At 50.2% G+C, this 23,111-nt stretch carries 26 protein-coding genes; 8 read left to right on the top strand and 18 right to left on the bottom strand.

What is annotated here, in order from left to right; translation table 11 throughout:
- Positions 1-45: 45 nt before the first annotated feature.
- The 18 genes from CWM47_RS28875 to CWM47_RS28955 form a co-directional block, all read right to left on the bottom strand.
- Positions 46-600 (bottom strand): bifunctional nuclease family protein, encoded by a 555-nt coding sequence (locus tag CWM47_RS28875; protein WP_240625512.1) that lies wholly within the window; start codon positions 598-600, stop codon positions 46-48.
- Positions 590-823: a hypothetical protein gene (locus CWM47_RS28880; RefSeq protein ID WP_100992062.1), complete on the bottom strand. Its 234-nt coding sequence runs from the start codon at positions 821-823 to the stop codon at positions 590-592. Before CWM47_RS28880 ends, CWM47_RS28875 begins: the two co-directional genes overlap by 11 nt.
- Entirely contained in the window at positions 823-1,464 is a 642-nt protein-coding gene (locus tag CWM47_RS28885; RefSeq protein WP_100992063.1) for an urease accessory protein, read from the bottom strand. Before CWM47_RS28885 ends, CWM47_RS28880 begins: the two co-directional genes overlap by 1 nt.
- Positions 1,465-1,477: 13 nt before the next feature.
- Entirely contained in the window at positions 1,478-2,602 is a 1,125-nt protein-coding gene (locus CWM47_RS28890) for an NHL repeat-containing protein (protein ID WP_100992064.1), read from the bottom strand.
- Between the two features lie 4 nt (positions 2,603-2,606).
- Positions 2,607-3,641 carry a hydrogenase expression/formation protein HypE gene (gene hypE / locus CWM47_RS28895; protein WP_100992065.1) on the bottom strand — a complete coding sequence of 345 codons (1,035 nt, stop codon included), beginning with the start codon at positions 3,639-3,641 and terminating at the stop codon, positions 2,607-2,609.
- Positions 3,642-3,730: 89 nt separating this feature from the next.
- A complete protein-coding gene (gene hypD / locus CWM47_RS28900; RefSeq protein ID WP_100992066.1) occupies positions 3,731-4,831 on the bottom strand; it encodes a hydrogenase formation protein HypD in 1,101 nt (366 codons plus the stop codon).
- Positions 4,828-5,103, bottom strand: a complete 276-nt coding sequence (locus CWM47_RS28905; protein ID WP_100992067.1) for a HypC/HybG/HupF family hydrogenase formation chaperone — start codon at positions 5,101-5,103, stop codon at positions 4,828-4,830. The genes hypD and CWM47_RS28905 overlap by 4 nt, the downstream gene beginning before the upstream one ends.
- Entirely contained in the window at positions 5,081-7,417 is a 2,337-nt protein-coding gene (hypF, locus tag CWM47_RS28910) for a carbamoyltransferase HypF (protein WP_100992068.1), read from the bottom strand. The genes CWM47_RS28905 and hypF overlap by 23 nt, the downstream gene beginning before the upstream one ends.
- Positions 7,418-7,446: 29 nt before the next feature.
- Positions 7,447-8,160 (bottom strand): hydrogenase nickel incorporation protein HypB, encoded by a 714-nt coding sequence (gene hypB / locus CWM47_RS28915; RefSeq protein WP_100992069.1) that lies wholly within the window; start codon positions 8,158-8,160, stop codon positions 7,447-7,449.
- A 13-nt stretch (positions 8,161-8,173) separates the two neighbouring features.
- Complete coding sequence (locus CWM47_RS28920; protein WP_100992070.1) at positions 8,174-8,515, bottom strand: hydrogenase maturation nickel metallochaperone HypA/HybF; 342 nt, start codon at positions 8,513-8,515, stop codon at positions 8,174-8,176.
- Positions 8,516-8,520: 5 nt separating this feature from the next.
- Positions 8,521-10,050 (bottom strand): tetratricopeptide repeat protein, encoded by a 1,530-nt coding sequence (locus CWM47_RS28925; protein ID WP_100992071.1) that lies wholly within the window; start codon positions 10,048-10,050, stop codon positions 8,521-8,523.
- Between the two features lie 9 nt (positions 10,051-10,059).
- Entirely contained in the window at positions 10,060-10,371 is a 312-nt protein-coding gene (locus tag CWM47_RS28930; protein WP_100992072.1) for a hypothetical protein, read from the bottom strand.
- A complete protein-coding gene (locus CWM47_RS28935) occupies positions 10,368-10,844 on the bottom strand; it encodes a hydrogenase maturation protease (protein ID WP_100992073.1) in 477 nt (158 codons plus the stop codon). Before CWM47_RS28935 ends, CWM47_RS28930 begins: the two co-directional genes overlap by 4 nt.
- An 85-nt stretch (positions 10,845-10,929) precedes the next feature.
- The gene (locus CWM47_RS28940; RefSeq protein ID WP_100992074.1) at positions 10,930-12,525 is read right to left on the bottom strand and encodes a nickel-dependent hydrogenase large subunit; all 1,596 of its coding nucleotides are present in this window, start codon (positions 12,523-12,525) and stop codon (positions 10,930-10,932) included.
- 100 nt (positions 12,526-12,625) lie between these two features.
- Complete coding sequence (locus CWM47_RS39425) at positions 12,626-13,279, bottom strand: NADH-quinone oxidoreductase subunit B family protein (RefSeq protein ID WP_262511981.1); 654 nt, start codon at positions 13,277-13,279, stop codon at positions 12,626-12,628.
- Positions 13,233-13,589 (bottom strand): NADH-quinone oxidoreductase subunit B family protein, encoded by a 357-nt coding sequence (locus CWM47_RS39430; RefSeq protein ID WP_262511982.1) that lies wholly within the window; start codon positions 13,587-13,589, stop codon positions 13,233-13,235. The genes CWM47_RS39425 and CWM47_RS39430 overlap by 47 nt, the downstream gene beginning before the upstream one ends.
- A gap of 214 nt (positions 13,590-13,803) precedes the next feature.
- A complete protein-coding gene (locus CWM47_RS28950; RefSeq protein ID WP_100992075.1) occupies positions 13,804-14,424 on the bottom strand; it encodes a TetR/AcrR family transcriptional regulator in 621 nt (206 codons plus the stop codon).
- Between the two features lie 6 nt (positions 14,425-14,430).
- Positions 14,431-14,793 carry a hypothetical protein gene (locus CWM47_RS28955; protein ID WP_100992076.1) on the bottom strand — a complete coding sequence of 121 codons (363 nt, stop codon included), beginning with the start codon at positions 14,791-14,793 and terminating at the stop codon, positions 14,431-14,433.
- 402 nt (positions 14,794-15,195) lie between these two features.
- On the opposite strand from CWM47_RS28955, the gene CWM47_RS28960 reads away from it, so the two are divergent.
- The 8 genes from CWM47_RS28960 (at position 15,196) to CWM47_RS28995 (ending at position 23,099) form a co-directional block, all read left to right on the top strand.
- Entirely contained in the window at positions 15,196-16,104 is a 909-nt protein-coding gene (locus CWM47_RS28960) for a ThuA domain-containing protein (RefSeq protein ID WP_100992077.1), read from the top strand.
- Between the two features lie 59 nt (positions 16,105-16,163).
- Positions 16,164-17,015, top strand: coding sequence for a sugar phosphate isomerase/epimerase family protein (locus CWM47_RS28965; protein WP_100992078.1), 852 nt, complete (start codon positions 16,164-16,166; stop codon positions 17,013-17,015).
- Between the two features lie 559 nt (positions 17,016-17,574).
- Entirely contained in the window at positions 17,575-18,063 is a 489-nt protein-coding gene (locus CWM47_RS28970; protein WP_100992079.1) for a cold-shock protein, read from the top strand.
- A 121-nt stretch (positions 18,064-18,184) separates the two neighbouring features.
- The gene (locus tag CWM47_RS28975) at positions 18,185-18,364 is read left to right on the top strand and encodes a hypothetical protein (RefSeq protein ID WP_100992080.1); all 180 of its coding nucleotides are present in this window, start codon (positions 18,185-18,187) and stop codon (positions 18,362-18,364) included.
- A 210-nt stretch (positions 18,365-18,574) separates the two neighbouring features.
- Positions 18,575-19,261, top strand: a complete 687-nt coding sequence (locus tag CWM47_RS28980; RefSeq protein WP_100994102.1) for a response regulator transcription factor — start codon at positions 18,575-18,577, stop codon at positions 19,259-19,261.
- Positions 19,258-20,625 (top strand): sensor histidine kinase, encoded by a 1,368-nt coding sequence (locus CWM47_RS28985; RefSeq protein ID WP_100992081.1) that lies wholly within the window; start codon positions 19,258-19,260, stop codon positions 20,623-20,625. Before CWM47_RS28980 ends, CWM47_RS28985 begins: the two co-directional genes overlap by 4 nt.
- A 99-nt stretch (positions 20,626-20,724) precedes the next feature.
- A complete protein-coding gene (locus tag CWM47_RS28990; protein WP_100992082.1) occupies positions 20,725-21,975 on the top strand; it encodes a TolC family protein in 1,251 nt (416 codons plus the stop codon).
- A gap of 23 nt (positions 21,976-21,998) precedes the next feature.
- Positions 21,999-23,099, top strand: coding sequence for an efflux RND transporter periplasmic adaptor subunit (locus CWM47_RS28995; RefSeq protein ID WP_240625513.1), 1,101 nt, complete (start codon positions 21,999-22,001; stop codon positions 23,097-23,099).
- Positions 23,100-23,111: the final 12 nt, after the last annotated feature.

The following is a 23,111-nucleotide window of genomic DNA, read 5'->3' on the forward strand; positions in this document are numbered from 1 at the left end:
TTATGAAGCAATATAGCTACGACTTACCAATTACGATAGTTCCGTTTATCCTAACTTCTTTCTTCGGTCGATGGCATCGCGCACACGGGCGGCACTTTCGTAGTCTTCTTTTTTAATAATTTTGGCAAGCAGTTCTTCCAGCTCAGCCATGGTGTACTCGGCGTAGGAGCCTTTCTTGTCGCGGGTTTTATCGTCAACAAAATAGCCGGATGTATCCACAACGTCGGCATTGGCGCGAAGTGGGCAATCGAAGCGCACGGATAGCGCAATGGCATCAGATGGGCGGGCGTCTAGCCTGAGGATTTCTCCAGCGGGAGTCAGGAGACAAATAATGGCGTAAAAAATTTCGTCCTGAACCCGTGTAATGACGGCTTCTTTCAGGAGAATACCTACCTGCTTTAGGGTTTGATAAAACAGGTCGTGGGTGAAGGGGCGCAGGGGCTGCATCTTCTCCATCGCTACGGCAATAGCCTGTGCTTCATTGGCACCAATGATAAGCGGTATGCGTCGTTTACCCACTGTATCTTCCAGAATTAGTGCATAGTTACCGGGTTTCGACAAGCTTTCCGAAAGGGCAATAATCGACAGATCAATCATCATCTTTACTCGCGTTGTTTCGCTGAATAAACTGGCACAACACGCCCATATCATCGAACGGTGAAATCACAAAACCATCGACGCTCAGTCGATATAAATCGCGTTTTTCAACCTCAATCTGATACCCATTGGCCAGCGTAATATGCTTACCGGTATGTTTCAGCACCGGAATTTTCATTTCGGCCAGAGCGTAAAGTACAAAATCCGTTTCGTTATATGTGTCCATTACGTCAATGCATTTTCATAAACAACCATTGCCCCAAGGCCAATACAAACCATTGACGACAGGACGACCAGACCAGTACGAACCGCGGGATTCGTTAATAACCGGACAGAAAACGGTACACTGAATACGCCAGCCGCCACCATCATACCCCCTATTGACCCAATGCCGAACAACACTAAATACAGCATACCTGCGCCCGTTCCTTTAATCTGAGTCAGCACTGATAAAATTAAAGCACCACTACCCGCCAGACCATGAATGAGACCCACACCATAGGCCAATCCGTGAGCGTGTCCGTCTGTGGTATGTGTATGCCCGTGTGAAGCGGTAAGTTCTAACATGGGTAGATGCGCCAGCTTGTATAACCGTAAGCCTCCCAGTGTAACGAGCATCACGCCAACGCCCGCTTCGAGAAAACGAAAGTCCGATTCGTGCAGGGTCAATTTTCCCAGCATAAAAATACTGCCCACGATCAGGATGGTGGATGTGTGACCAAGCCCCCAGAATACGCCGTCTTTCAGCGCCAGCCGGATGTTATTTCGACGGGTCACGATGTTGCTCACCGCTACTAAATGATCGGCTTCAAAAGCGTGCATGAAACCGACACCCAAAGCCAATAAAAGAGGAAGCAGTGTTTGCATGCTGGTTGTTTATTTATTCGTTTGATAAACTACCGATGATGATCCGGTGGTTGCCTGTGTCGGCAATGACGAGTTGATTGCCCTCCGTACTAATTGAGAATGGCCAGTACAATTGCTTATCCGTACCAAAACGGGTATTGGCATTCTCACTACCGGTAGCAAAACTGGCGTGACCAATCAGGTTGTCGGCGGGTTGGTTATGTTGCGTGGGTACGGTGTCGAACCAGAGAATACGGCTGTTACCCGTATCGGCCACCAGCAGGCCATCGCCGTGAAAATGGGCATCGTACGTCCAGCTCAGCGTTTGTTTTGCCGGGAACAAGCCGTACTGATTTTGACCATTTGACTCAAAATCAGCTTGCCCGATCAGTACATCGGCCTGCTGGTTGGCTGCCGTGCGCCAATCGTTCCAGATCAGGGTTCGGTAGTATTGCGTATCAGCTACGGCCATCTGTCCCTGCTGGCCAATTTTGACAGAATAAGGCCAGATTGGATTTGCCGATTCGTAGTCCCTTTCGGTAAAATCAGGTTGTCCAATTACTGCTGTGGCCGGGGCAAAAGACTCGGTTGGGATATGGTCGAAATACAGCACACGCCGGTTGCCTGTATCGGCAATCCAAAGATGTTCACCATCAGACGTCACGCCATACGGCCAGTTCAGCGTTTTACTCGTTGGTGTGACTCCAATACCTTTCCCGTTGGGCTGATTGCTGGTAAAATCTGCTTGCCCTACTACAACATCGGCGGGTTGACCATGTCGGGTTGGGAAGCTGTTCCAGATCAGGACACGATGATTCCAGGCATCTGCTACGATAAGCCGCTCCCCATCTGACCAAAGTCCCGATGAGTATTGCAGCGTATCGGCGCCAACAAGTCCACCAGAGTTTCGTCCTGTTTCTTCGGTATCCAGTTGACCAAGGATAACATCCGGCTCAGCGTACTCAGTAGCAGGAAGCTGATTCCAGATAAAAACGCGATTCTGGCCCGTATCAGATACCATCAACCGCCCGCCTACTGTCCATACGCCACGCGGGGCCAGAAATGGATGACCCGCACTCCCCCGAAAGACGGTATTTAACCCCACCACTGGGGGAAGGCCGGGCAAGGATTGCGTTAAATTGGGCGTAGTGAGTAGCATAGAATTAACAAATTCTCGGCAGTTGTTCGCCGACCAGCATATTTACCACCCGGCGACCGCCGATGCGACTTGTCAGGACGACCTGCCCGGGGTGTTCAGCAACGACTTCGCCAATGATGGCGGCCGACTGTCCATAGTCGAGTGTTTGTAGTTTTTCGAGAAAAGCATCAGCTACTTCCGGCGCGATAATAGCCAGAAAAACGCCTTCGTTGGCTACGTAGAGCGGGTCTAGCCCTAGCAGTTCGCAAGCGCCCGCTACCTCATCGAGTACCGGAATAGCCGCTTGTTTCAGGTCGATACCTACACGGGTGGCTCCCACATTCCGGTCGCGGGCAATTTCATTCAACACGGTTGCCACGCCCCCACGGGTAGGGTCGCGCAGGAGATGAATATCCTGACCAAATTCGTCCAGCAACGCCAAAACGGTGTGGTTCAACGGTGCCGTATCACTGGTCAGACTGGTTTCAAATTCCAGCCCTTCGCGCACCGACATGATCGCCATGCCGTGCGTAGCAATATGCCCGCTAACGATAATTTTATCGCCAGCCCGAACATTTTTTATGCTGATATTGGCCTGTGGATGCAGTTCGCCGATACCGGAGGTATTGATAAAAATCTTATCTCCCTTTCCGCGTTCGACCACTTTGGTGTCGCCCGTAACGATCTGTACACCGGCCCGTTCAGAAGCACCTTTGATACTAACCAGAATATCCCAGAATTCGGCCATCGTCAGGCCCTCTTCCAGAATAAACCCCAGCGACAGATACTTAGGGATGGCCCCGCACATAGCCAGATCATTGACGGTTCCATTTACGGCTAGTTCGCCAATGTTGCCGCCGGGAAAGAATACGGGCGAGATAACGTAACTGTCTGTAGTGAACGCCACGCGGCCCGTCAGGTTCAGCATGGCTCCGTCGTGGTGGGTATCGAGCAACGGATTACTAAGCAGGTCAAACACGCCCGCTTCGAGCAATTTATTGGTCAGAATGCCCCCGCTGCCGTGACCGAGCGTAATGATGTCGAAATCGAGTTTCGGCATAGGACAGTGAAGTTGCATATATATAGAATGAGTGAATGACTGAATGAGTGAATTGCTGATGTGTATAGTTAGAACGGCATCCCAGCCATTCAATCATTCACTAATTCACTCATTGAAAAATGATAATAAGCCGCGCAAGCGCCCTCCGACGAAACCATGGGTGCGCCCAGGGGCCGTTCGGGTGAGCAGGCCCGTCCGAACTGACTGCATTCGCGCGGCTTTTTGATGCCTTTCAGCACCAGACCTGCTATACAATCGGAGCATTCGGGCACTTTGGGAATAGAAACCGAGAACTTCCGGTCAGCATCGAAGTCGGCTAGTTCAGCACGTACCGCCCAGCCACTGCCGGGGATATTTCCGATGCCCCGCCACTCGCGGTCAACCACCTCAAATACCTGCTCAATGATGCGCCGGGCTTCGGGATTGCCTTCGGGCCGCACGATGCGGGTATACTGGTTTTCGAGCTTGTAGTCACCCCGCTCCAGTTGCCGTACCACCATCAGAATACCCTGCAACAGATCGACCGGCTCAAAGCCCGTTACAACCATCGGCATTTTATAGCGCTCGACCAGCGGGCCGTACTCGCCCGTACCCATAATGGCACAAACGTGGCCAGCCGCCAGAAAACCTTGAATATTAGTGTCGTCATCTTGTATGACAGCTTCCATAGCGGGCGGCACCAGCACATGCGACGCCAGAATCGAATAGTTTTTGAGTCTCAGTTTCTGAGCCTGTACTACCGAAAGCGCATTGGCCGGAGCCGTCGTTTCGAAGCCAACGGCAAAAAACACTACCTCACGGTCGGGGTTTTCGCGCGCCAGCCGAACGGCTTCCAACGGCGAATACAGAATCCGAACGTCGGCCCCGCCCGCTTTCGCGTCGAGAAGGCTTTTGGTTGACCCCGGCACCCGGATCATATCGCCAAAGGAGCAAAGTATTACGTTCTTTTCTTCGGCCAGATACACCGCCTTGTCGATCAGGTTAACGGGCGTTACGCAGACCGGACAACCCGGCCCGTGTACCATTGTAACGAGGTCGGGAAGCAGGTTCAGAATACCATTTTTTACCAGCCCATGCGTTTGTCCTCCGCACACCTCCATGATCGTCCAGGGGCGGGTGGCGGTTCGGTGCAACTCCTGAATATATTGTTCTACCAGTTCGGGGTCTCGGTATTCGGTGAGGTGTTTCATACGGCGTGGCGGTCAATTTGGCTACTTTCCGTTAGTTCATCCAGATCGCCGATTTCACGCAGGTAGGCAAACGTTTTCTCGGCTTCTTCTTCGTCTACAATACTGATGGCAACGCCCACATGCACCAGCACATAGTCGCCTACTTGAGCACTCGGAACCATGTCTAAACTCGCTTCTTTAATGATACCCCCGAAATTCACGCGGGCCATACGAACCAATCCATCGTATTGATATTCAATGGATTTTATTTTACCGGGAATGGCTAAGCACATGGCTGGTTTCAGTTTTTAAACGTGACGTATTCTGTCTTATCGATGTATGATGGGTCAGTTGGCCAAACGAGATGCACTCATCGTTGGGTGAAAGCTGACAATGGAAATAGAGTTGATAGGTTGGTTCCAGTTCGTGCCTGAGCCAGTCTACGAGCAGCGCGTTCTGAAAAACGCCCCCACTAAAGGCCAATTGCCGAATACCCGTTTGCCGGGCAACAGCACCCACGGCCTGCACCAGTGTATAATGAAAGTTGGCGGCAATCTGGCTAGTGGACTTGCCGGCCTGAATATCGTGGACTATACCCGCAACGATGGCTCGCGTTGGCACTTGAGTCGTCGGTAGCGTGTCAGGCAAGTAGCTTTGGGACGTTTCGTAACCGTTCGTTCGAACGTATTGAGCGGCAGTATTTTCCAGTAATAACGCGGCCTCGCCTTCATAACTAACCCGATCAGCCAGACCCAAAAGAGCTGCGGCAGCATCGAAAAGCCGCCCAACACTGCTGGTTTTCACTTTATTCTCCACACATAGTTTACGATACAGACTCCACTCTTTATCCGTGAACTTCGAGCGAAGAATTGTGTAGGCTTCGGGCAGTTCAGCAGTCAGCGACAGAGCCGAAATCCGGGGTTCGCGCGGCATTTTATCCCCTAACAGCGCGTCGAAATAATCGAAGTGCCCTACCCGATCGAAGAGGCCGTTCTGGTAGGAAATAAACTCCCCACCCCAAATTTGCCTGTCTGTTCCGTAGCCCGTTCCATCCCAGATAACACCCAGAACAGGCTCATCTTGATTTGTTAACTCGTTTTCGGCCAACACAGCGGCCAGGTGTGCCTCGTGATGCTGAATCGCTATGAGTGGAACACCCCAGATTACCGCTAACTCACGGGCCAGTTGCGTTGAAAAATAGCCTTCATGTTGATCGGCCAAAATAACCTCAGGTGCTGCCGCAAAAAGCCGCAAAAAATGGCCGAGTGTGGCCCGAAATCTGGTTTGTGTGTCATAACTTTCCAGATCGCCGAGGTATTGACTGACGTATGTATTGCTACGTAACTGCCAGGCGAACGTGCTTTTGATCGACGCACCAAGGGCGAGGATATTGGTATTCGGGTTCACGAAACCAGGCCGTAGAAAGGTCGGAGCCAGACCCCGCGAACGACGCAACACAATAGGCTGACGATGGGTTGGCGACAGGCGCATGACCGAATCATCCTGTGGCACAACAATATCCCGATTATGTGTCAGAATAAAGTCCGCAACGGCGGGCAGTTGCTCCAGCGCCTGCTGATTTGTGTAACAAATTGGCGATCCGCTTACATTGCCGCTTGTTGCTACCAACGGCAAATCGAACATTCCGGCAATTAGGGCCAGTAATGGTGCGTAGGGTAACATGACACCCAACTGGCTAAGTCCCGGCGACAGTGAGTCAATGGCCAGCCGGGATGCAGTTTCGGGACGTCTATCGAGTAATACAATAGGCGATTCCGGACTCATCAGCAAAGCCAGTTCGTCGTCGCCAGCGCAGCAATCCCGTTGTACTTGGTTTACGCTCGGGTACAGAACAGCCAGCGGTTTGGTGGGGCGATGTTTACGTTCGCGGAGTTGCCTGATGGCCTCTGCATTCGTCGCATCGCAAACTAACATATAGCCACCAACGCCTTTCACCGCCACCGTTTGACCCGCGTCGAGCGCGTCAATTATATAGCCAATCAGTTCAGCCTGCGAACCAGTCACACACTGTCCCGAAGCCAGAAATAGACTCAATTCGACAGGGCAGTTGGGGCAGGAGTTTGTTTGGGCGTAGAATCGCCGATTTGTTGGGTCATTGTATTCCCGCTCGCAATCAACACACATGGCAAATGGAGCCATTGTCGTCATTGGCCGGTCGTAGGGCACTTTTTGTAAAATAGAATAGCGCGGCCCGCAATGCGTACAAGTTGTGAAGGCATAGCCAAATCGCCGGTTGGTCGGGTCAGTTACCTCTTCCCGACAGGCATCACACATAGCAAGATCTGGGGTGAGTTGCAGCGAGACCAGACCCATAACCTGGCTATCAACAATCGAAAAATCAGTAACATTGATCGGTTCTACTTCACTTAATTCTACTGCCTGAATCCGGGCTATTGTCGGCGCTTCGGCCTGAACGCGACTTGCAAATATCTGCGCCGTAGTAGAGTCGGTATCGATATAAATATGCACCCCATCGGCTCCGTTGCTCACGGTTCCTTTCAGTTTCATCGACTGCGCCAATTGCCAGACGAAAGGCCGAAAGCCCACGCCCTGAACCTGGCCGGTAAGATGAAGATGATATGTCATGAGTGAATGAGTGAATGAGTGAAAGCTGCTTACGCCGGTATCACTCTTTCACTCTTTGCTTCTACTTTGGCCAGTAGCCAGTTACACCATTCATCCAGGCCCTCGCCGGTGGTGCTGGAAATGGTCAGTACCTCAATATCGGGATTTACATCGCGGGCGTCCTGAATTACGTTCTCAACCTTGAACGGTACATAGGGAAGCAAATCCGCCTTTGAGACGACCATTAACTCGCTGGTCAGGAACATGCGCGGGTATTTTTTTGGTTTATCGTCGCCTTCGGTTGTCGCCAGCAACGTTACGCGCAGGTCTTCGCCGAGGTCAAAAGCCGCCGGACAAACCAGATTGCCTACGTTTTCGATAAACAGCACGTCCACGCCCGTCAGATCGATATGGTCGAGCGCCTGATAGATCATCTGCGCTTCAATATGGCACATGCCCCCCGTCACGATTTGCAGAGCGTTGATTCCCACATCCCGCATCCTGATGGCGTCGCGTTCGGTTTTGGGGTCGCCCACCAGCACAGCCATGTTTAGCCGACCGGCCAGCCGCTTTCCTGTTTCCTGCATGAGGGTGGTTTTGCCGCTGCCCGGCGATGAGCAGACGTTAATCACCAACACATCGGGCAAACGATCCCGGATGGCTTTCGCCACAAAATCATTGACCTTCAGCAGATTCAGCGTTGTATTTTCGCACTGCACGGCTCCTACAGAAGCCTGATTTGATTTGGGTCTGGCAGTTGTCATTGGTTAATCGTTATTAGTCTTCAAACTCCACTTTGCTTATCAGCAGCTCTTCTCCCTGCACGACGTTTCGGCTGGGTTTTCCACACGAGCACACAAACCTATACTGCTGCACTTCGGTCGTTTTATCGCAGTCGTCGCAATGAATCAGAATTGGCAGCACTTCTACATGCAGGCTCGTTTGCTGATACTTCGGCTCATCATCCAATACAGCCGCAAACGCATTTTGCATCAGTATTGGCTGCACATTTGAGAGTAGCCCGGCTTTCAGGTAAATACCCCGAATCCGATTCATATCGGTGGGAAACTCCTCCTCCAGCGTTCGGAAAATATTACGGACCAATGAAATCTCATGCATGGTCGTTATTCGTTACTAAGGACCAATTCACCCAGTCGTTCCAGATGCAGATCGGCATCCCGAATAAGGGCTTCGTCGGCTACCAACGACCGGACTTCATTCGCTTTATTAACCATATCGTTGAAGAGTGCCCGCTGGTTTTGCGGGTCGTCTTCGCCGACGTACCAGCCCGCTTCGAGGTAGTTCAGGATGGTTAATGCCCGTTCATACGGATAGGCTTCGGCGGTGCGAACCCGCAAAGCATCCCGGTAATAGCCAATGGCCTTGGCATAGTTGTCGGACTTCCGGGCCAATGGATATTTCGTCAGCGCATTGGCATAGTGGTTGCAAACCGTGGCATACTCATAAGGAAACTCCTCACGGGTGAAATACGCCAATGCCTGTTGAAACGAACTGGATGACACGGCTGCCCAAATGCTTTTCTTCTTGACTTCGTCGGGGATTTCGGCAAAAATAACCCCGAGGTGGTGCTGAATTTCGGCAAAAATACCGGGGGCACTTTCCTGCGTAAATACCTTGAGGGCTTGCTGGTAAGCTTCCATAGCCGGGCGGTAAAACTGCGGGTTTCCGTTTTGCGCCCAGGTGTAGAGTAGTACACCCTTTCGGTACTGCGCGTTGGCCAGTAGTTCGGGCATATCTTCACTATCGAAAATGGTAACCGCACGACTGATATAGCCAAGGGCTTCAGAAAAACTATTGGCAAACGTGGCCACCTGTGCAGCATCGACCAGCAACAAACCTACCTGAATAGAGCGCTGCTGGGCTTCATAATATTGCAGTACCTGCCAAAGCGCGGTTTTCGTCTTTTCCAGCAATCCGGTATCGTAAGGAACGACTAACTGTTGAAGCCAAACGGCATATTGAACAGCCAGCAATTCGTGTTTGGCCGTGTCGCTTAGTTCAGAAACGCTTGCTTGTTCCAGTACATGGTTAGCCTCAGTTAGTTGCCCCGTATCGAGCAGCAGGGTAGCGAATTGTTTGGCGGTATAAGCCTGATAATCAACATTAGGCGCAAGTTCTACTGCCGATTTATAGGCTTTCACCACAGCTTCGGCCACATCGTCGTTTGCACTGCTTTCGAGGTTACCATAGTGCAACGCGACAGCCCGGTTGTGCCAGCGACGATAGGTTTCAAACGTACCTACCCCGTTGACGGGCCGCACGGGTGCAACCAGCGATACGCCCGACTGCAAGCGGTTTGTAAGGTCGATGGTGTCGGCAAGCAAGCGATCGCGCCCGGCATCTCTATACCGGGCGTAGGCATAGGCTTTCTCCCAGTTGTCTAATCGCATAAATACAAACGACAGCAGATTATCGGGCGAGAAAGCCAGTGGATGCGGGAGTAAAATAGGGGGTAATGTTTCACTCCAATCGAGCGGCAATTGAATAGTGCCCTCGGTAACAAGTATCGTACCTGAGTCTGACCGGGTATCGGTTAGCGGGCTAATCTCTACCAGTTCGTCAAGCCGAAATTCGGAATGAATGGCCTGTGTAACAGAAGCTATATCGTCGGTTTGTATAGTCAGGTAATACATAACGTGGGGTTAGAGCGTAATACTCAAAATGCCAGTTGTTTTTAACTCGTATGCTAAGTCGCGGTCAGTATCATCAAGGTCGTTATCAATCAGTAGTTCGCGAATGTTCACCGACTTGTCGCCCAACAGATTTCGATCTTTCAGAAGTAGCCAACCGGTTTTGTGTAGCTTCTCAAAAAACGCTTTCGACTTACCCGCCACCAGCAACGTTTGCCGCTCGGTATAATACACGACACTTACCTGAAAATCGTCGCCAAACGCAACGCTGGCAACGGATGCCTCGATAAGCAAATAACTATTCTTCAGGCGAACGGCACTCATACGGTTCGCAGGATATCTTCACGCATTAAGGCTACGACACGATCACCGGCGTCCTTCACTACATCGGATAGATTTACTTCCAATTTGAGATTATCGACCGCAATCAGATACACCTGTATATCGTCAGGGTAATCGTTGAGCAAAATTTTGCGGGCATATGATAGTGCCTGATCCCATTTCAAACTGTGCAGAAACACCATCGGGTCGTCCTGAATAGCCGCTTCTACTTCATGAGCCGGCAGTTTGTAGAGCGTACCGGGAGTCTCGCCCGTATTGATCACCGCATCGACAATCAGAATCCGTTCGTGACCACGCAACTGAAACAGTACCTCGAACGCCGACGTACCCATATCAAATAAATTAACTCCGGGTTGCTCACCAAGTGATTCCCGGAGTTGATCGATTACATAACAACCCACGCCGTCATCGCTGCGAACGGGGTTGCCAAAACCCATAATGGCGGTCTTTTTCATGTGAATGATAGAATGAGTGAAAGAATGAAAGAGCGAATCAGCGGGCGGTCCGATTTCGCTCTTTCACTCATTCACCCTTCGCTCTTTATAATTTAAACTTCGCCATTTCCTTGCCCGATTTTCCATCGTGGGCGTGGACGGTGCAAACCAGGCAGGAGTCGAACGAACGAGCTACCATGCCTACTTCGACAGGATCGTGTGGGTCTTCAATTTCGGTACCTTCGAGGGCCGCTTCAATGGGGCCGGGGTTTCCCCGGTCGTCGTTCGGGCCAACGTTCCAGGTCGTGGGAGCCATCACCTGGTAGTTTTTGATAACACCGTCTTCGATCTCAATCCAGTGCGCCAAGGCACCACGGGCGGCTTCGGTAGCGCCAAACCCTTTGCCGTCGCGCTCTTCGGGTTTGATATAAAACTCATCGTTGAGGTCTACCTGACGGAGCCACTCATCAATTTGGGTGTACAGGCGGGCCGCTTCATGAACGCGGGCTAACGTACGGGTAAATACGTTCGTCCCTAACTTTTCGATCACATCGCCAAACAGGGGGTCAAAGACCTGGTGCGGCAGCAGGTTGTCCGGGTTAGCGTTCATGAGCACACGCGCCAGCGGACCAGCCTCAGCAGCCATGTCCATGTAGCGGGGTGCTTTTGACCAGCTGTATTTTTCGTTAAAATTCGAGTCGGCCAGGGTATGCGACTGCAAGGGCGTCGGCATGGGTTCATCCCAGGGGTGAGCTGCCGGAACGTCGGCATACCAGGCATGACCTACGTGTTCTTTAATGCTCAGGTGGTCGAAGACGTGGTATTTTTTACCATCGAAGAAGCCGCTCCGGCTAATCAACGCTGCATTTCGGCCTTCTACAGTCGGTTTCTGGTAATGATCTTTGTGCAGGTAGGTGCCATACGCAATAAACTTGCCTACCCCCTGCCCGAATTTGTGCAGACCAAATTCCAGACTTGCCCGGATGAACAAGCCCAGGTCAGAGTTACGCTGCGAATCGTTTTCTTCTACCCAGGCCATAAGATCGTCCCAGGTTTTGATTTGCATATAGCGCTCAATCGAACAGCCTAACCAGAGTGATTCGAGCCAGTCTTTGCGGAACTGGTTCATGATGGCGTGCGCGCGGGTGATGTCTTTAAGTGTCGGGGCGCACATTACGCCCCCCGGCACCATGTAGCTCGAATGCGGCCACTGACCGCCAAAGAGGGCATACACTTCTACCGGACGCCCACTGGCCGAAACTCCCTGTTGAAACGAGGTGCCCACATAGGCGGCAAAGCGTTTTACGACTTCATCGTAAAGCGGCTTGTTGGCGAATTTTTTATTTGCCATATCGGTAGCGAAAATGGCATAAAACCAGCGCGGAATACTCTGGATAGTTTCGGTAGCCTGCCCAATAGCCCGCAGCAAGAGTGCGTTAGGCGGCAGGGTCGTTTTCCAGGCTGTGTCCAGTGCCGATGAGGCACAATAGAGGTGAGAACCGCCACAAATACCACAAATACGGGGTGTTACAATTAGACCCGCCTGCGGATCTTTGCCCTGCATAATTTTTTCGAAGCCCCGGAACATGGCCGCCTGCGTATGCGCCCGCGTCACGACACCGTCTTCCATATAAACCTTTACGTCGAGGTCGCCCTCAACCCGCCCAACCGGCGATATATTTAATTCTTTCTGCGTTGCCATGTGTAGAGTGGTGAAAGGGTGAAAGAGCGAAAGAGTGAATGCCATCTTACAAAAAAGCAATGCATCGGCGGTTCGCTCTTTCACTCTTTCACTCATTATATTATTTGGAAGAGGAAAACTGGGGTTGATCGACGCCAACAAGACGTTCGCTGCCGGAAATGACTTTCTCAAATCCCGCCCGGAGATAATAGCCTAGTTTTGAGGTACCTTCTGGCACTTCTTTAGGCAGGAAACCCAGGTAATGCATCGTTTTAAAGATGCTGCCTTTTGCCAGGTCATGGTGCGGAAAACCCGGCTCCGTACAGCCCAGGCAAGGGTGATTGGCGCGGGTCTTGCTCGAATGCCGGTTCCACAGAATCCGGTTGCAACTGGCGCGGGTCATTGGCCCACGGCAACCTACCTCATAAAACAAACAACCACCTCGCTTACCAAAGCCGCCATCAACTTTTTGAGCGAAGCTGATCACGTTGGTACAGCCCGTTTGCACAAAGTCGGTGAAGAACGTTTTGGGGCGATGGTATTCGTCAATTAATATATCGCCGATGCGGCCTGTAGAAATGGCCACCAGAATTTGCGTAATCCAGTCGGGGTGAGCCGGGCAACCGGGAATGTTGATCACCGGCAAACCGCCCTTCGATACATAGTCAGATCCCAGGAAACCACCTTTACCCTTCCGCAAAAACTGCATCCCTGTCGATTCGCTGGGGTTAGGTGCCACAGCCGGAATACCACCCCAGGTGGCACAATCGCCCAACTACTTTCGACAGATCCCGAACCCAGTCCTGCATGGGACGATCAGCAAAGAAATTCATGGTACCACTACCGTGCGGCCCCTGAATAATACTGCCTTCATACACGAGTATATCGCATTGCGTACGGCCGCTGACGATATCGTTGAGCAGATCTGTTACCTGCTCGCCGATTTCGAGGCCAATAGACGGGTGCCAGAGGATGTTGACACCAAAATCGGTAACTAATTCGACAACTGTGGGCTCCTCAGCATTAAGGAACGACATCGTGTTGCCGCTGCACGCTCCTCCCTGAAGCCATAAAACGTTAGCCATGCGAAACGGGGGTGTAAAGATTCGGGATTTTTGAATTATAAGAAGTACAAATGTAATTATAATTCTGAATTAGAAAATTTTTTCTAATTTTTTTCTAAGGTTAGTGCAAGGTTGACTCCATCAATTTATAAACCGATGACGCAAAACAGCCAAATAACTGATTGTTGACAGGAAAGAAAGAGAAATTTGTACTGGGTGTAACCTTTTTTGAGCACTAAGCCAACATGGGTAGCACTAATGTTTCGAATTCAGCGATACCTTCTGTGGTAAAGTATGGGCGCAGGTGTTCCCAAACGGCTTGTTTGTAGCTTAGCTCGGTAGTCGTCTGCCCGCGCATGGCAGCAAATGCGGGCAAAAATACGAGCGTCATCCAGAGTGACTGCGCCAGTTGATCATACTGCTCTGGACTATCCTCGGGGCGTAACATAGTCCGCTGAACGTGGAAATCGAGCCAACTGCGAAGCTGGATCAGCATTTTGTTGACTGCCCGTTGCCATTGAAGTTGCTGTCTTGTTTGTTCAGGGTTCGTTTTGAAGAATTCGGCCAGGTAGAATTGGTAGTTTTGAAAAAACTGGTAATACAAGCTGATCTGCTGATCGAAGGCGGCTAGTTCCGGTGCCTGAAGGTATTGGCGAAAGATATGAGCAAACTCATCGAGAACCTGCTCATAAACTGACTCAACAATGGCATCTTTTGTCTTAAAATGATACGCCAGATTCCCTACACTAATGCCTATCTCTTCAGCTATCTGCTGAAGGCGCACCGCATCGACCCCATGCTCGTTGAAGAGTCGGACGGATGCGTTCAAAATGCGTTCCTTAGTCGAGACGGGCATATAGAATCAATTCAGACAGACATTCTTTAGTTGATCGGCTGAGACGGTGAGCGTTCCCCGTTGATCTTTGGCCGCCAGGCGACGCATATAATGGGCTTGCTGTGCGGCTCGTTTCGGACAGGAATGAGACGTTATCCGGCGTTTTATGAATTTGAGAGGATTCCCGGTATGGGCAAAAATCAGCTCCACCTCCCACTCTCCCCGATACAGACGCAGATTTTCAATCACAGCCGTGTCAGACAGCCATAAGTCATCGTAATACAGCCGAAAGTCGGTCAGGTTTCCTTTCCGCTCCGTAAAGTGTAGACTATTCAGGCCAGCCAGCATGTTAGTATAAGCAGCCTTGTCCATCGTAAAGTGCAGATTCATAACGTTTTTAATAAGGCGACACATTCACTAACCCGAACGAAAGTAATGTGATTAGCAATCCAAAGCCACTTTTTAAGCAAAAAAGTATTGGCTTTGCCTTCGTATAACGATTCAATAACCAGCTTGTTCGATACAAATACACAAAACCAGATAGTCTGTCAACGCACAACCGATTTGACGTAATTTCAATACAACCTCTGCAACAAAGCATCTGGCAACTCGGCGGTTACATATTATTTTTAATCGTAATCAGGAAAAACGAACACCTTACCGCTTTACTGATTTGTACCGGGAATTATCACCAACATTATTGCCGCCGGTTCCCTTTAGATGTAATGACCCGCTGGCCAGTCGCAATCAACCGGCTATTGTTTAATTTGCCTTAAACGCTATTTACTCTTTATGAATACGAATCGCAGAGCTTTTCTACAGCAGGCAACAGGCTTACTGGGATTAACCACTTTAGCAAGCCTGATAGAAACAAAATCCTTTGCTGATGCCTTATCCCATGCTTCATCAAAAGCGGCCAAGCCCTATGTGGTATTCGTTACGGGCGACCATGAGTACAGTGGCGAACTCACCTTACCGTTCATTGCTGCCGAACTGGAGAAAAACTACGGTATGCGCACGAAAGTCTTGAAGGCGTATCCAGACTACAATGGCGAAAAAGATATTCCTGGTCTGGAGGCCCTTAAGGAGGCCGATCTGGCCGTTTTTTACCTACGTTGGCGTCAACTTCCGCAGGAACAACTCAATTACATTGATGACTACCTGAAATCAGGAAAACCGGTCATGGGGTTCCGAACCACTACCCACGCCTTCAACTATCCGGAAGGTGACCTGCGACAACGGTGGAATTCATTTGGTGAGTTTGCCTTTGGCGCCCCGCCGGGCTGGGGCGGAAAAGCGCAGCATACGCACTACGGTCACAAAAGCACGACCGATGTTACCATCGTTCCAGAGGCCTCGAAAAACCCAATATTAACAGGGGTAGCGCCAAGTTTTCATGCGTCGTCGTGGCTTTACCGCGTCTTGCCCGATTATCCGGCCAAAGGCTACGTGCCGCTGTTGATGGGTAAATCGGTTAACCCCGACAAGGACGCCATCGACAACCCGGTGGCCTGGACCTGGAAAAATGAATGGGGCGGTAAAGCCTTCATGACCACTCTTGGCCATCCGGAAGATTTTCAGGTAGAATCCTTTCAGCGACTGGTTATCAATGCTATACACTGGGAGTTGGGCCTGCCCGTTCCCAAAAAGTGGAAAGGCAAACTAGCTATTAATGTTCCCTATGGCCACCCTAAACCATAGCCAATACACGTCCCCTTATCTACCTGTTTATGTCATCTTTACCGATAACACCAAAGTCGATGTCGCCCGTTGGATTTAATGTTTTGGCCTGGTCGGCCGTTATGTCGGAAAAATTGAACCCCATAACCGAACGGCTGAAAACCATAGGTTACGACGGCGTTGAGTGTTTTATAGGCGATCAGCCGGTTGCTGCTTATCAGAAGTTTGGCGGGCATTTGGCCCAATTGGGGTTAAAAAGCACCTGCGTCATGGTTGTTGGTCCCGATCAAAACCCGGTGAGCGAATCAGCTAAGGTGCGCGAACAGGCCGTCGATTTTATAAAAAGCGCTATCGACCGGGCTCAGGCCATGAACGCGTCGGTTATTTGCGGCCCCATGCACTCCGCCTTCGCCACCTTTAGCCGACGTGAACCCCAGCCTGACGAATACAAGCATAGCGCCGAGGTGCTGCATGCTGTCGGAGAGTACGCCAAACAGGCAAACATTATTCTCGCACCCGAAGCTCTGAACCGCTTTGAATGTTACCTCTGCAACACCATGAGCCAGTTGCTGGATTTGATCCGCCGAACCGACCACTCAAACGTTCGGGCCATGTTCGACACCCACCACGCCAACATGGAAGAGAAACGGTTTCCGGACGCCATTCGCACCATTGCACCGGTACTGGCCCACGTTCACATCAGCGAAAACGACCGGGGCACACCCGGCGATGGGCATATTCCATGGGATGATACGTTTAAAACCCTGGCCGAAATAAACTATACTGGCTGGATGACCATAGAGGCCTTCACACGCAATGATATTGATTTCGCCAATTCGATCAACGTCTGGCGGGAGTATAACGACCCTTGGGACATTGCCGAAAATGGCCTCAAGTTTATCAAAAAGATGCAGGCTCGATATGCAGGCTGATTGGGCCATGTTCATTGTGGTTTCTGAAAAGCATAGCTATAATGAGACACCTTATATAAAGGAGACACCTACTGAATCAAATTAACTTTTTTTTAATCAAACCTATTTATAAAAGGGATAGGTTTAGGTGGACTCTCGTCTATATGTTATTTTGTTCAATAAAATTAGGTATAGTAATACAAAGCCCGATTACGCTGTAATCGGGCTTTTTAAATTTCCCGGCTCTTCGTTGATCAACAGCTATCTGTAGCTTATTTTAACTATTTTGTACTAACCTATTTATTGGTTGCAGGGTGCGTGAGAATCCCTTTAAAGGGAATCAGCCCTACTTTCAGTGGGGTCTAACTAACCCACATACTATACCGTATTACTGTAAAAGCTTGCCAATTTTGGAATCAGTCATACGTGCATCAACTTATTTCAACCGTTTAGGGTTTACTATAAGGTGGGGCGGCTAGATCCGCATTATTAATCAGGTTTTCAATCTCCTTAATCCACCTCTTTCGATAGCACTATGCTCAACAAAGGCATGTAAATCTCACAAGAATAAACCTCAGGAATGGAGACATTTAGTAAAAAAGAAAAAGAAAAGGCAAGACAAAAAAAGAGAAAAGACAAGGAAGAAAAGAAAGAAGACCGGAAAGCCAACGCCGTGAAAGGGCAACGCCTTGACGAAATGTTGGCTTATGTCGATGAAAACGGAAATATTTCGTCGACCCCCCCCGACCCAAGAAAAAAGAAACGCATTGATCAGGAAGACATCCAGATCGGCGTAGCCAAGCAAGAGCCGGGCGCACCACAGGATTTGATCAGACAAGGGGTTGTTACCTTCTTTAATGATTCCAAAGGCTATGGCTTTATCAAAGATCTTCAAAGCCAGGAGAGTATCTTCGTTCATATCAATGGGTTGAAAGACGCCATAAGTGAACACGACAAGGTATCATTTTCTATCGAGATGACGCCTAAAGGTCCAAACGCAGTTGACGTTTCCAAACAGGTAGCTGAGGCTCCAAAGCCGGTCGTTGAGGCCCCAAAACAGGCAGTATAGCTTTTTTTGACTTATTCTAAGAGCTATTTGACTCTATATGACACTAATTAGGGAAAAATAGGGTTGTCTGAATAGACATGCCTCCATGAGGACGCATGAACTCATTATTATCCCCTAGGTTATGAGCCAACAAACGTACACCTCCATTCCCCCTACCACTGATAGTGTCTACTGGATGCTCAAATCTTCAGACGGCAAAACCAGCATCTTCGTACCTCGCGATAAAGAGCTTGATCGGAAATTGAAGGTTAAGTTCCAGGCCGAAGTTGCAGCCAGAACATCGCTCAAGCGGAAACGGTAAGAAACGGAGCTCGTGACTTATTTGTTTGTAATAACATTGCCCGGCCCACAAAGCCGGGCTTTTTTTTACCCATTAATCAGGCAATCTACCTAGACACAGTCGACGTCAGGCTAAATCGACTCATAAGCCAGTATCAATTATTTTACTATCTTATTCATTAAGTTAACCTAAAGGAGTAATTTTTACGGCTTGGCCAGTACAGCAGTTCTTATGAAAACAATCCTGCTTGTTGAAGACGACCGGCGTATTGCCCAAAATATAAGTCGGGGTCTGACAGATGAAGGCTATGCGACGGATATTGCCTACGATGGCATTCATGGCCGGGAAAAAGCGTTCTCGAATGACTTTGATTTAGTGATTCTGGACGTGAACCTGCCGGGCCTCAATGGCTATGATTTGTGCCGCGAGTTACGAGTCAAAAATCCGCACCTGCCTGTGTTAATGCTCACAGCCCTCGGCGAGATCGAAGATAAAGTGACTGGGCTGGGTGCTGGTGCCGACGATTATTTAGTAAAACCCTTTGATTTTCGGGAGTTGCTGGCGCGTGTGGCTGCCTGCCTGCGCCGGGTTGACCTCCGCCCTGAACCGGACGACATTATCCAGGTAGCCAACCTGACATTGAACCGGACCAACCGCCAGGTTCACCGGGATACAACCCTTGTTGACTTGACAACCAAAGAGTTTATTCTGCTGGAGTACCTCATGCAACATGCCGGTCGAGCGGTATCGCGACTCGAACTGACCGAGCATGTCTGGAGTATGCCATTCGACACGGGCACCAACGTGGTGGAGGTTTACATAAACTATCTGCGTAAAAAAGTGGATCGCGACTTTTCACCCAAACTTATTCATACGCGCTCTGGCTATGGGTATGTTCTGAAAGACGAACAAACATGACCATTCACAACCGAATATCTGGCCAGTTCACGATCATTGTCGCGTCAATTTTAATTGGGTTTTCGTTACTGATCTACTTCGTTTCGGCTACGTATCGGCGCGAAGAGTTCTACGAACGGCTCAAAAGCAAAGCCCGTACGACGGTCCGGTTTTTGGTTGAAGTAAAAGAAGTAGACCACGACCTGCTCAGGATCATCGACCGGAATACATTGACGGCTATGATTGATGAGAAAGTACTCGTTCTGGATGAACGAAATCAATTGGTGTACAGCAGCGTCGATGATCATCCGGTTCGCTACCAGCCCGATTTGCTCGATGCCGTTCGCCGAAATAAAGAAGTGGAAACAACCAACGGCGACAATGAACTGGTTGGTATTCTATATGAAGCCAATGGACAGCGGTTGGTCGTTCTGGCGTCAGCCTATGATCAGTTTGGGCAAAGTAAATTAGCCAATCTATACTTAACGCTCGTTTGGGGTTTGTTTGGTGGCATTGGATTAACTGTAGTGCTGGGCTTTTTCTTTGCCGGGCAGTCGCTGCAACCCATCGGCCATATAAACCGCCAAGTGCAAACTATTACCGCCCGAAACCTGCGGCAACGGCTTGATGAAGGCAAACGGCAGGATGAGATAGACCAGTTGGCTGTCAACTTCAATGCCGTACTACAGCGGCTTGAACAGGCTTTTGAGCAGCAGCGTAGTTTCGTGTCGCACGCATCGCACGAACTCCGAACACCGCTGGCCGCTCTCAAATCAGAAATTCAGCTTGGGCTTCGCAGGCCGCTTTCTACCGATCGATATACTGAAATACTCCAAAACCTGCTGTTCGATACCGATCGGCTCATTGCCCTTTCCAATAGCCTGCTGCTATTAGCCCGAACACTCGAAAATCTGGAAGCTGTAACCATGACCTCAGTACGACTCGACGATGTATTATTTGCGGCTCAGGAAGAATTGCTCACTTCGAATCCCGACTATATTGTCCAATTCCAGTACGACAAACCTCCCGAAACAGAAACCGATATGCGGGTACTCGGCAACGAATCGCTGTTAATACGAGTTGTGCTGAATTTGCTCGAGAACGCCTGTAAATACGCAGATGACCGCCGGGCTCAGGTTCGTATTGGCACAAAGCCACAGCACGTTTGGCTTAGCGTGACCGACACAGGCATTGGCCTGAGCGCCGACGAGCAAACCCATATTTTTGAGCCTTTTTACCGGGCACCGGCCGCCGTTACATATGAAGGCTTTGGAATCGGACTCGCTGTTTGTCAACGAATTATGGAAGTACATAATAGCTCCATCCGTGTAGAAAGTGAACCCGGACAAGGCAGCACATTTACAATAACATTGCCTCAGTTTTAACTACTATTAAAGAAATCTAATTTTTTTCTAATCGCTTCTCGTCGGTCTTCCTGATTAGCCTGACCAACTTTGCGGCTGGTATCAACAAAACCACCCGTAATGCGTTCCTGGATTTTACTTTTACTCCTGCTTCCGGCCAGTCAGGTCGGTGCGCAGGACTCACTACGACTTACCCGACAGCAAGCCGATAGTCTGTTTATCAAAAATAACTTGCTACTGCTGGCTGAACGATTTCGAATCGACGTGAGTCAGGCACAGATTCTACAGGCCAGCCTGCGCGACAACCCCACAGCCAACCTTGAAATCAGTGCGTTCAACAACCAGACAAGCCGGGTGCTGGACGTTGGGCGCGGGGGTGAAAAAATCATATCCATTCAGCAACTACTATACACCGCTGGCAAACGAAACAAACGGATTGCCTTAGCCACCGAAGCCGCTCACCTGACCGAATTAGAGCTCCTCGACCTGTTACGTGGTCTTCGGTTCGACCTCCGCAGTCGGTTCTACGCCATTTATTTTCAGCAGCAAACACTGGCTCGTTACGACCGGCAAATTGCCACGATACAGACAACCGTAACAGCCTATGAACGCGAATATGAGCGAAATAACGTATCGCTGCGGGAGTTACTTCGGCTCAAAGCCTTGCTGTTTCAGTTGAGCAACGACCGTACCGAAATCCGTTTTCAACTCGCCGAAGATCAGCGAAATATCCGAACACTGCTCTCGGTTAATCAGCCCATAAAGCCCATTGTTCTCAATGAAGCCCTGACCCGCTATCATATCCCCACGCAACCCGAGGATACACTTCGGGACCTTGCCCTCCGCAACCGCCCTGACCTGCTGGCGGCTCAGTCGCTCAACCGGCAAGCTGAATTGAATTATACACTTCAAAAAGCACTTGCCAAACCCGACCTGCGTGTGGGCGGCACCTACGACCAGAATGGCAGTTACATTGCAAACTACGTTGGCCTGTCAGTTGGTATGGATTTACCGGTGTTTAACCGCAATCAGGGAGCGATCCGGGCAGCCCGCAGTCAGATTAGCTACCAAAGTCAGTTGCAGAAACAACGTGCCATGCAGGTAACCAACGAAGTTTCTACCGCTCTTCAAAAAGTTCGGGATGTAGAACAGATGGTTCAGTCGGTAGAAGGTCGCTTTACGGACCAGTTCGAGTTGCTGAATCAGGGTGTCGTTACGAGTTTCCAGAAGGGCAATATCTCCCTGCTGGAATTTGTGGATTTGATTGAAACCTACAACGAGAGTGTCCGGCAGCTTAACCGCCTGAAAGCCGACCGCGTCAACGCCTACGAAGAACTCAATTACCTCATCGGCGACGACTTATTCAACTAATGCCCTCTCCTATTCTATCACTAATGAAAGCTTTGCCATACATACGCCCATTTGCTTTTTTTTGTGCGGTAGCCCTCACTGGTTTACTACCTGCCTGCCACCCGAAACCGGCCCCACAAGAAGCAACCGCCTTCATGCTGTCAGACACTATGCTCAGTCGAATTCGCATCGACACCGCCCGAACGCAGCCATTACGCAGTGAGCTGACGCTGGTAGGGCGCATCATCGCCGATGAAAATCGGGTTATCGAGGTGTTCCCGCTGGTAGGTGGAAACGTCGAAAACGTTAAGGTAGAACTGGGCGATTACGTCCAGAAGGGCCAAACGCTGGCGACCATCCGCTCGGGCGAAGTTGCCGATTTTGAACGGCAGAATACACAGGCGCAGGCCGATTTATTATTGGCCGAAAAGAACCTCCGTGTGGCGCAGGATTTGTTTGAAAGCAAACTAAACTCCCAGCGCGAAGTCATTGCCGCTCAGAAAGAAGTGGAACGGGCACAGGCCGAAGTAAGCCGCATTCGGGAAGTGTACCGGATTTATGGCGTTGGCAAGTCGTCGACCTACACCGTCAAAGCGCCGATAGCGGGCTATATCATCGCAAAAAATGTCAATCAGGGAACGCAGCTCCGCTCCGATAATGCGAACAGCCTGTTCACCGTTGGGCAGATCAGCGAAGTGTGGGTGCTGGCAAACGTTAACGAAAGCGATATTGGGCGCGTAAGACCCGGCATGACTGCCGACATGCAAACGCTGGCCTACCCGGATGAGCTTTTCCAGGGAAAAGTCGATAAGCTATATACCGTTCTCGACCCTGGAACTAAAGCCATGACTGTGCGCATCCGGCTGCCAAATCCGGGACTGAAGCTCCGCCCCGAAATGCATGCCACTGTTACCATTCGCTACGATGATGGCGGTCAGATGGTTACAGTACCTGCGGGGTCGGTCATTTTCGACAAATCCAAGCACTATGTAATGGTGTTCCGGAGCCGCACCGATATTGAAACCCGCGAGGTAACGCTTCAAAAATCGCTGGGTAATGTGGCCTACATCAGCGTAGGTATTAAACCGGGCGAACGGATCATCGCCAAAAATCAACTTTTGGTGTACGACGCCCTAAACGATTAACCCGCCTTTTTT

This window comes from Spirosoma pollinicola, from assembly GCF_002831565.1.
In the GTDB taxonomy this organism is placed as follows: Bacteria; Bacteroidota; Bacteroidia; order Cytophagales; family Spirosomataceae; genus Spirosoma; species Spirosoma pollinicola.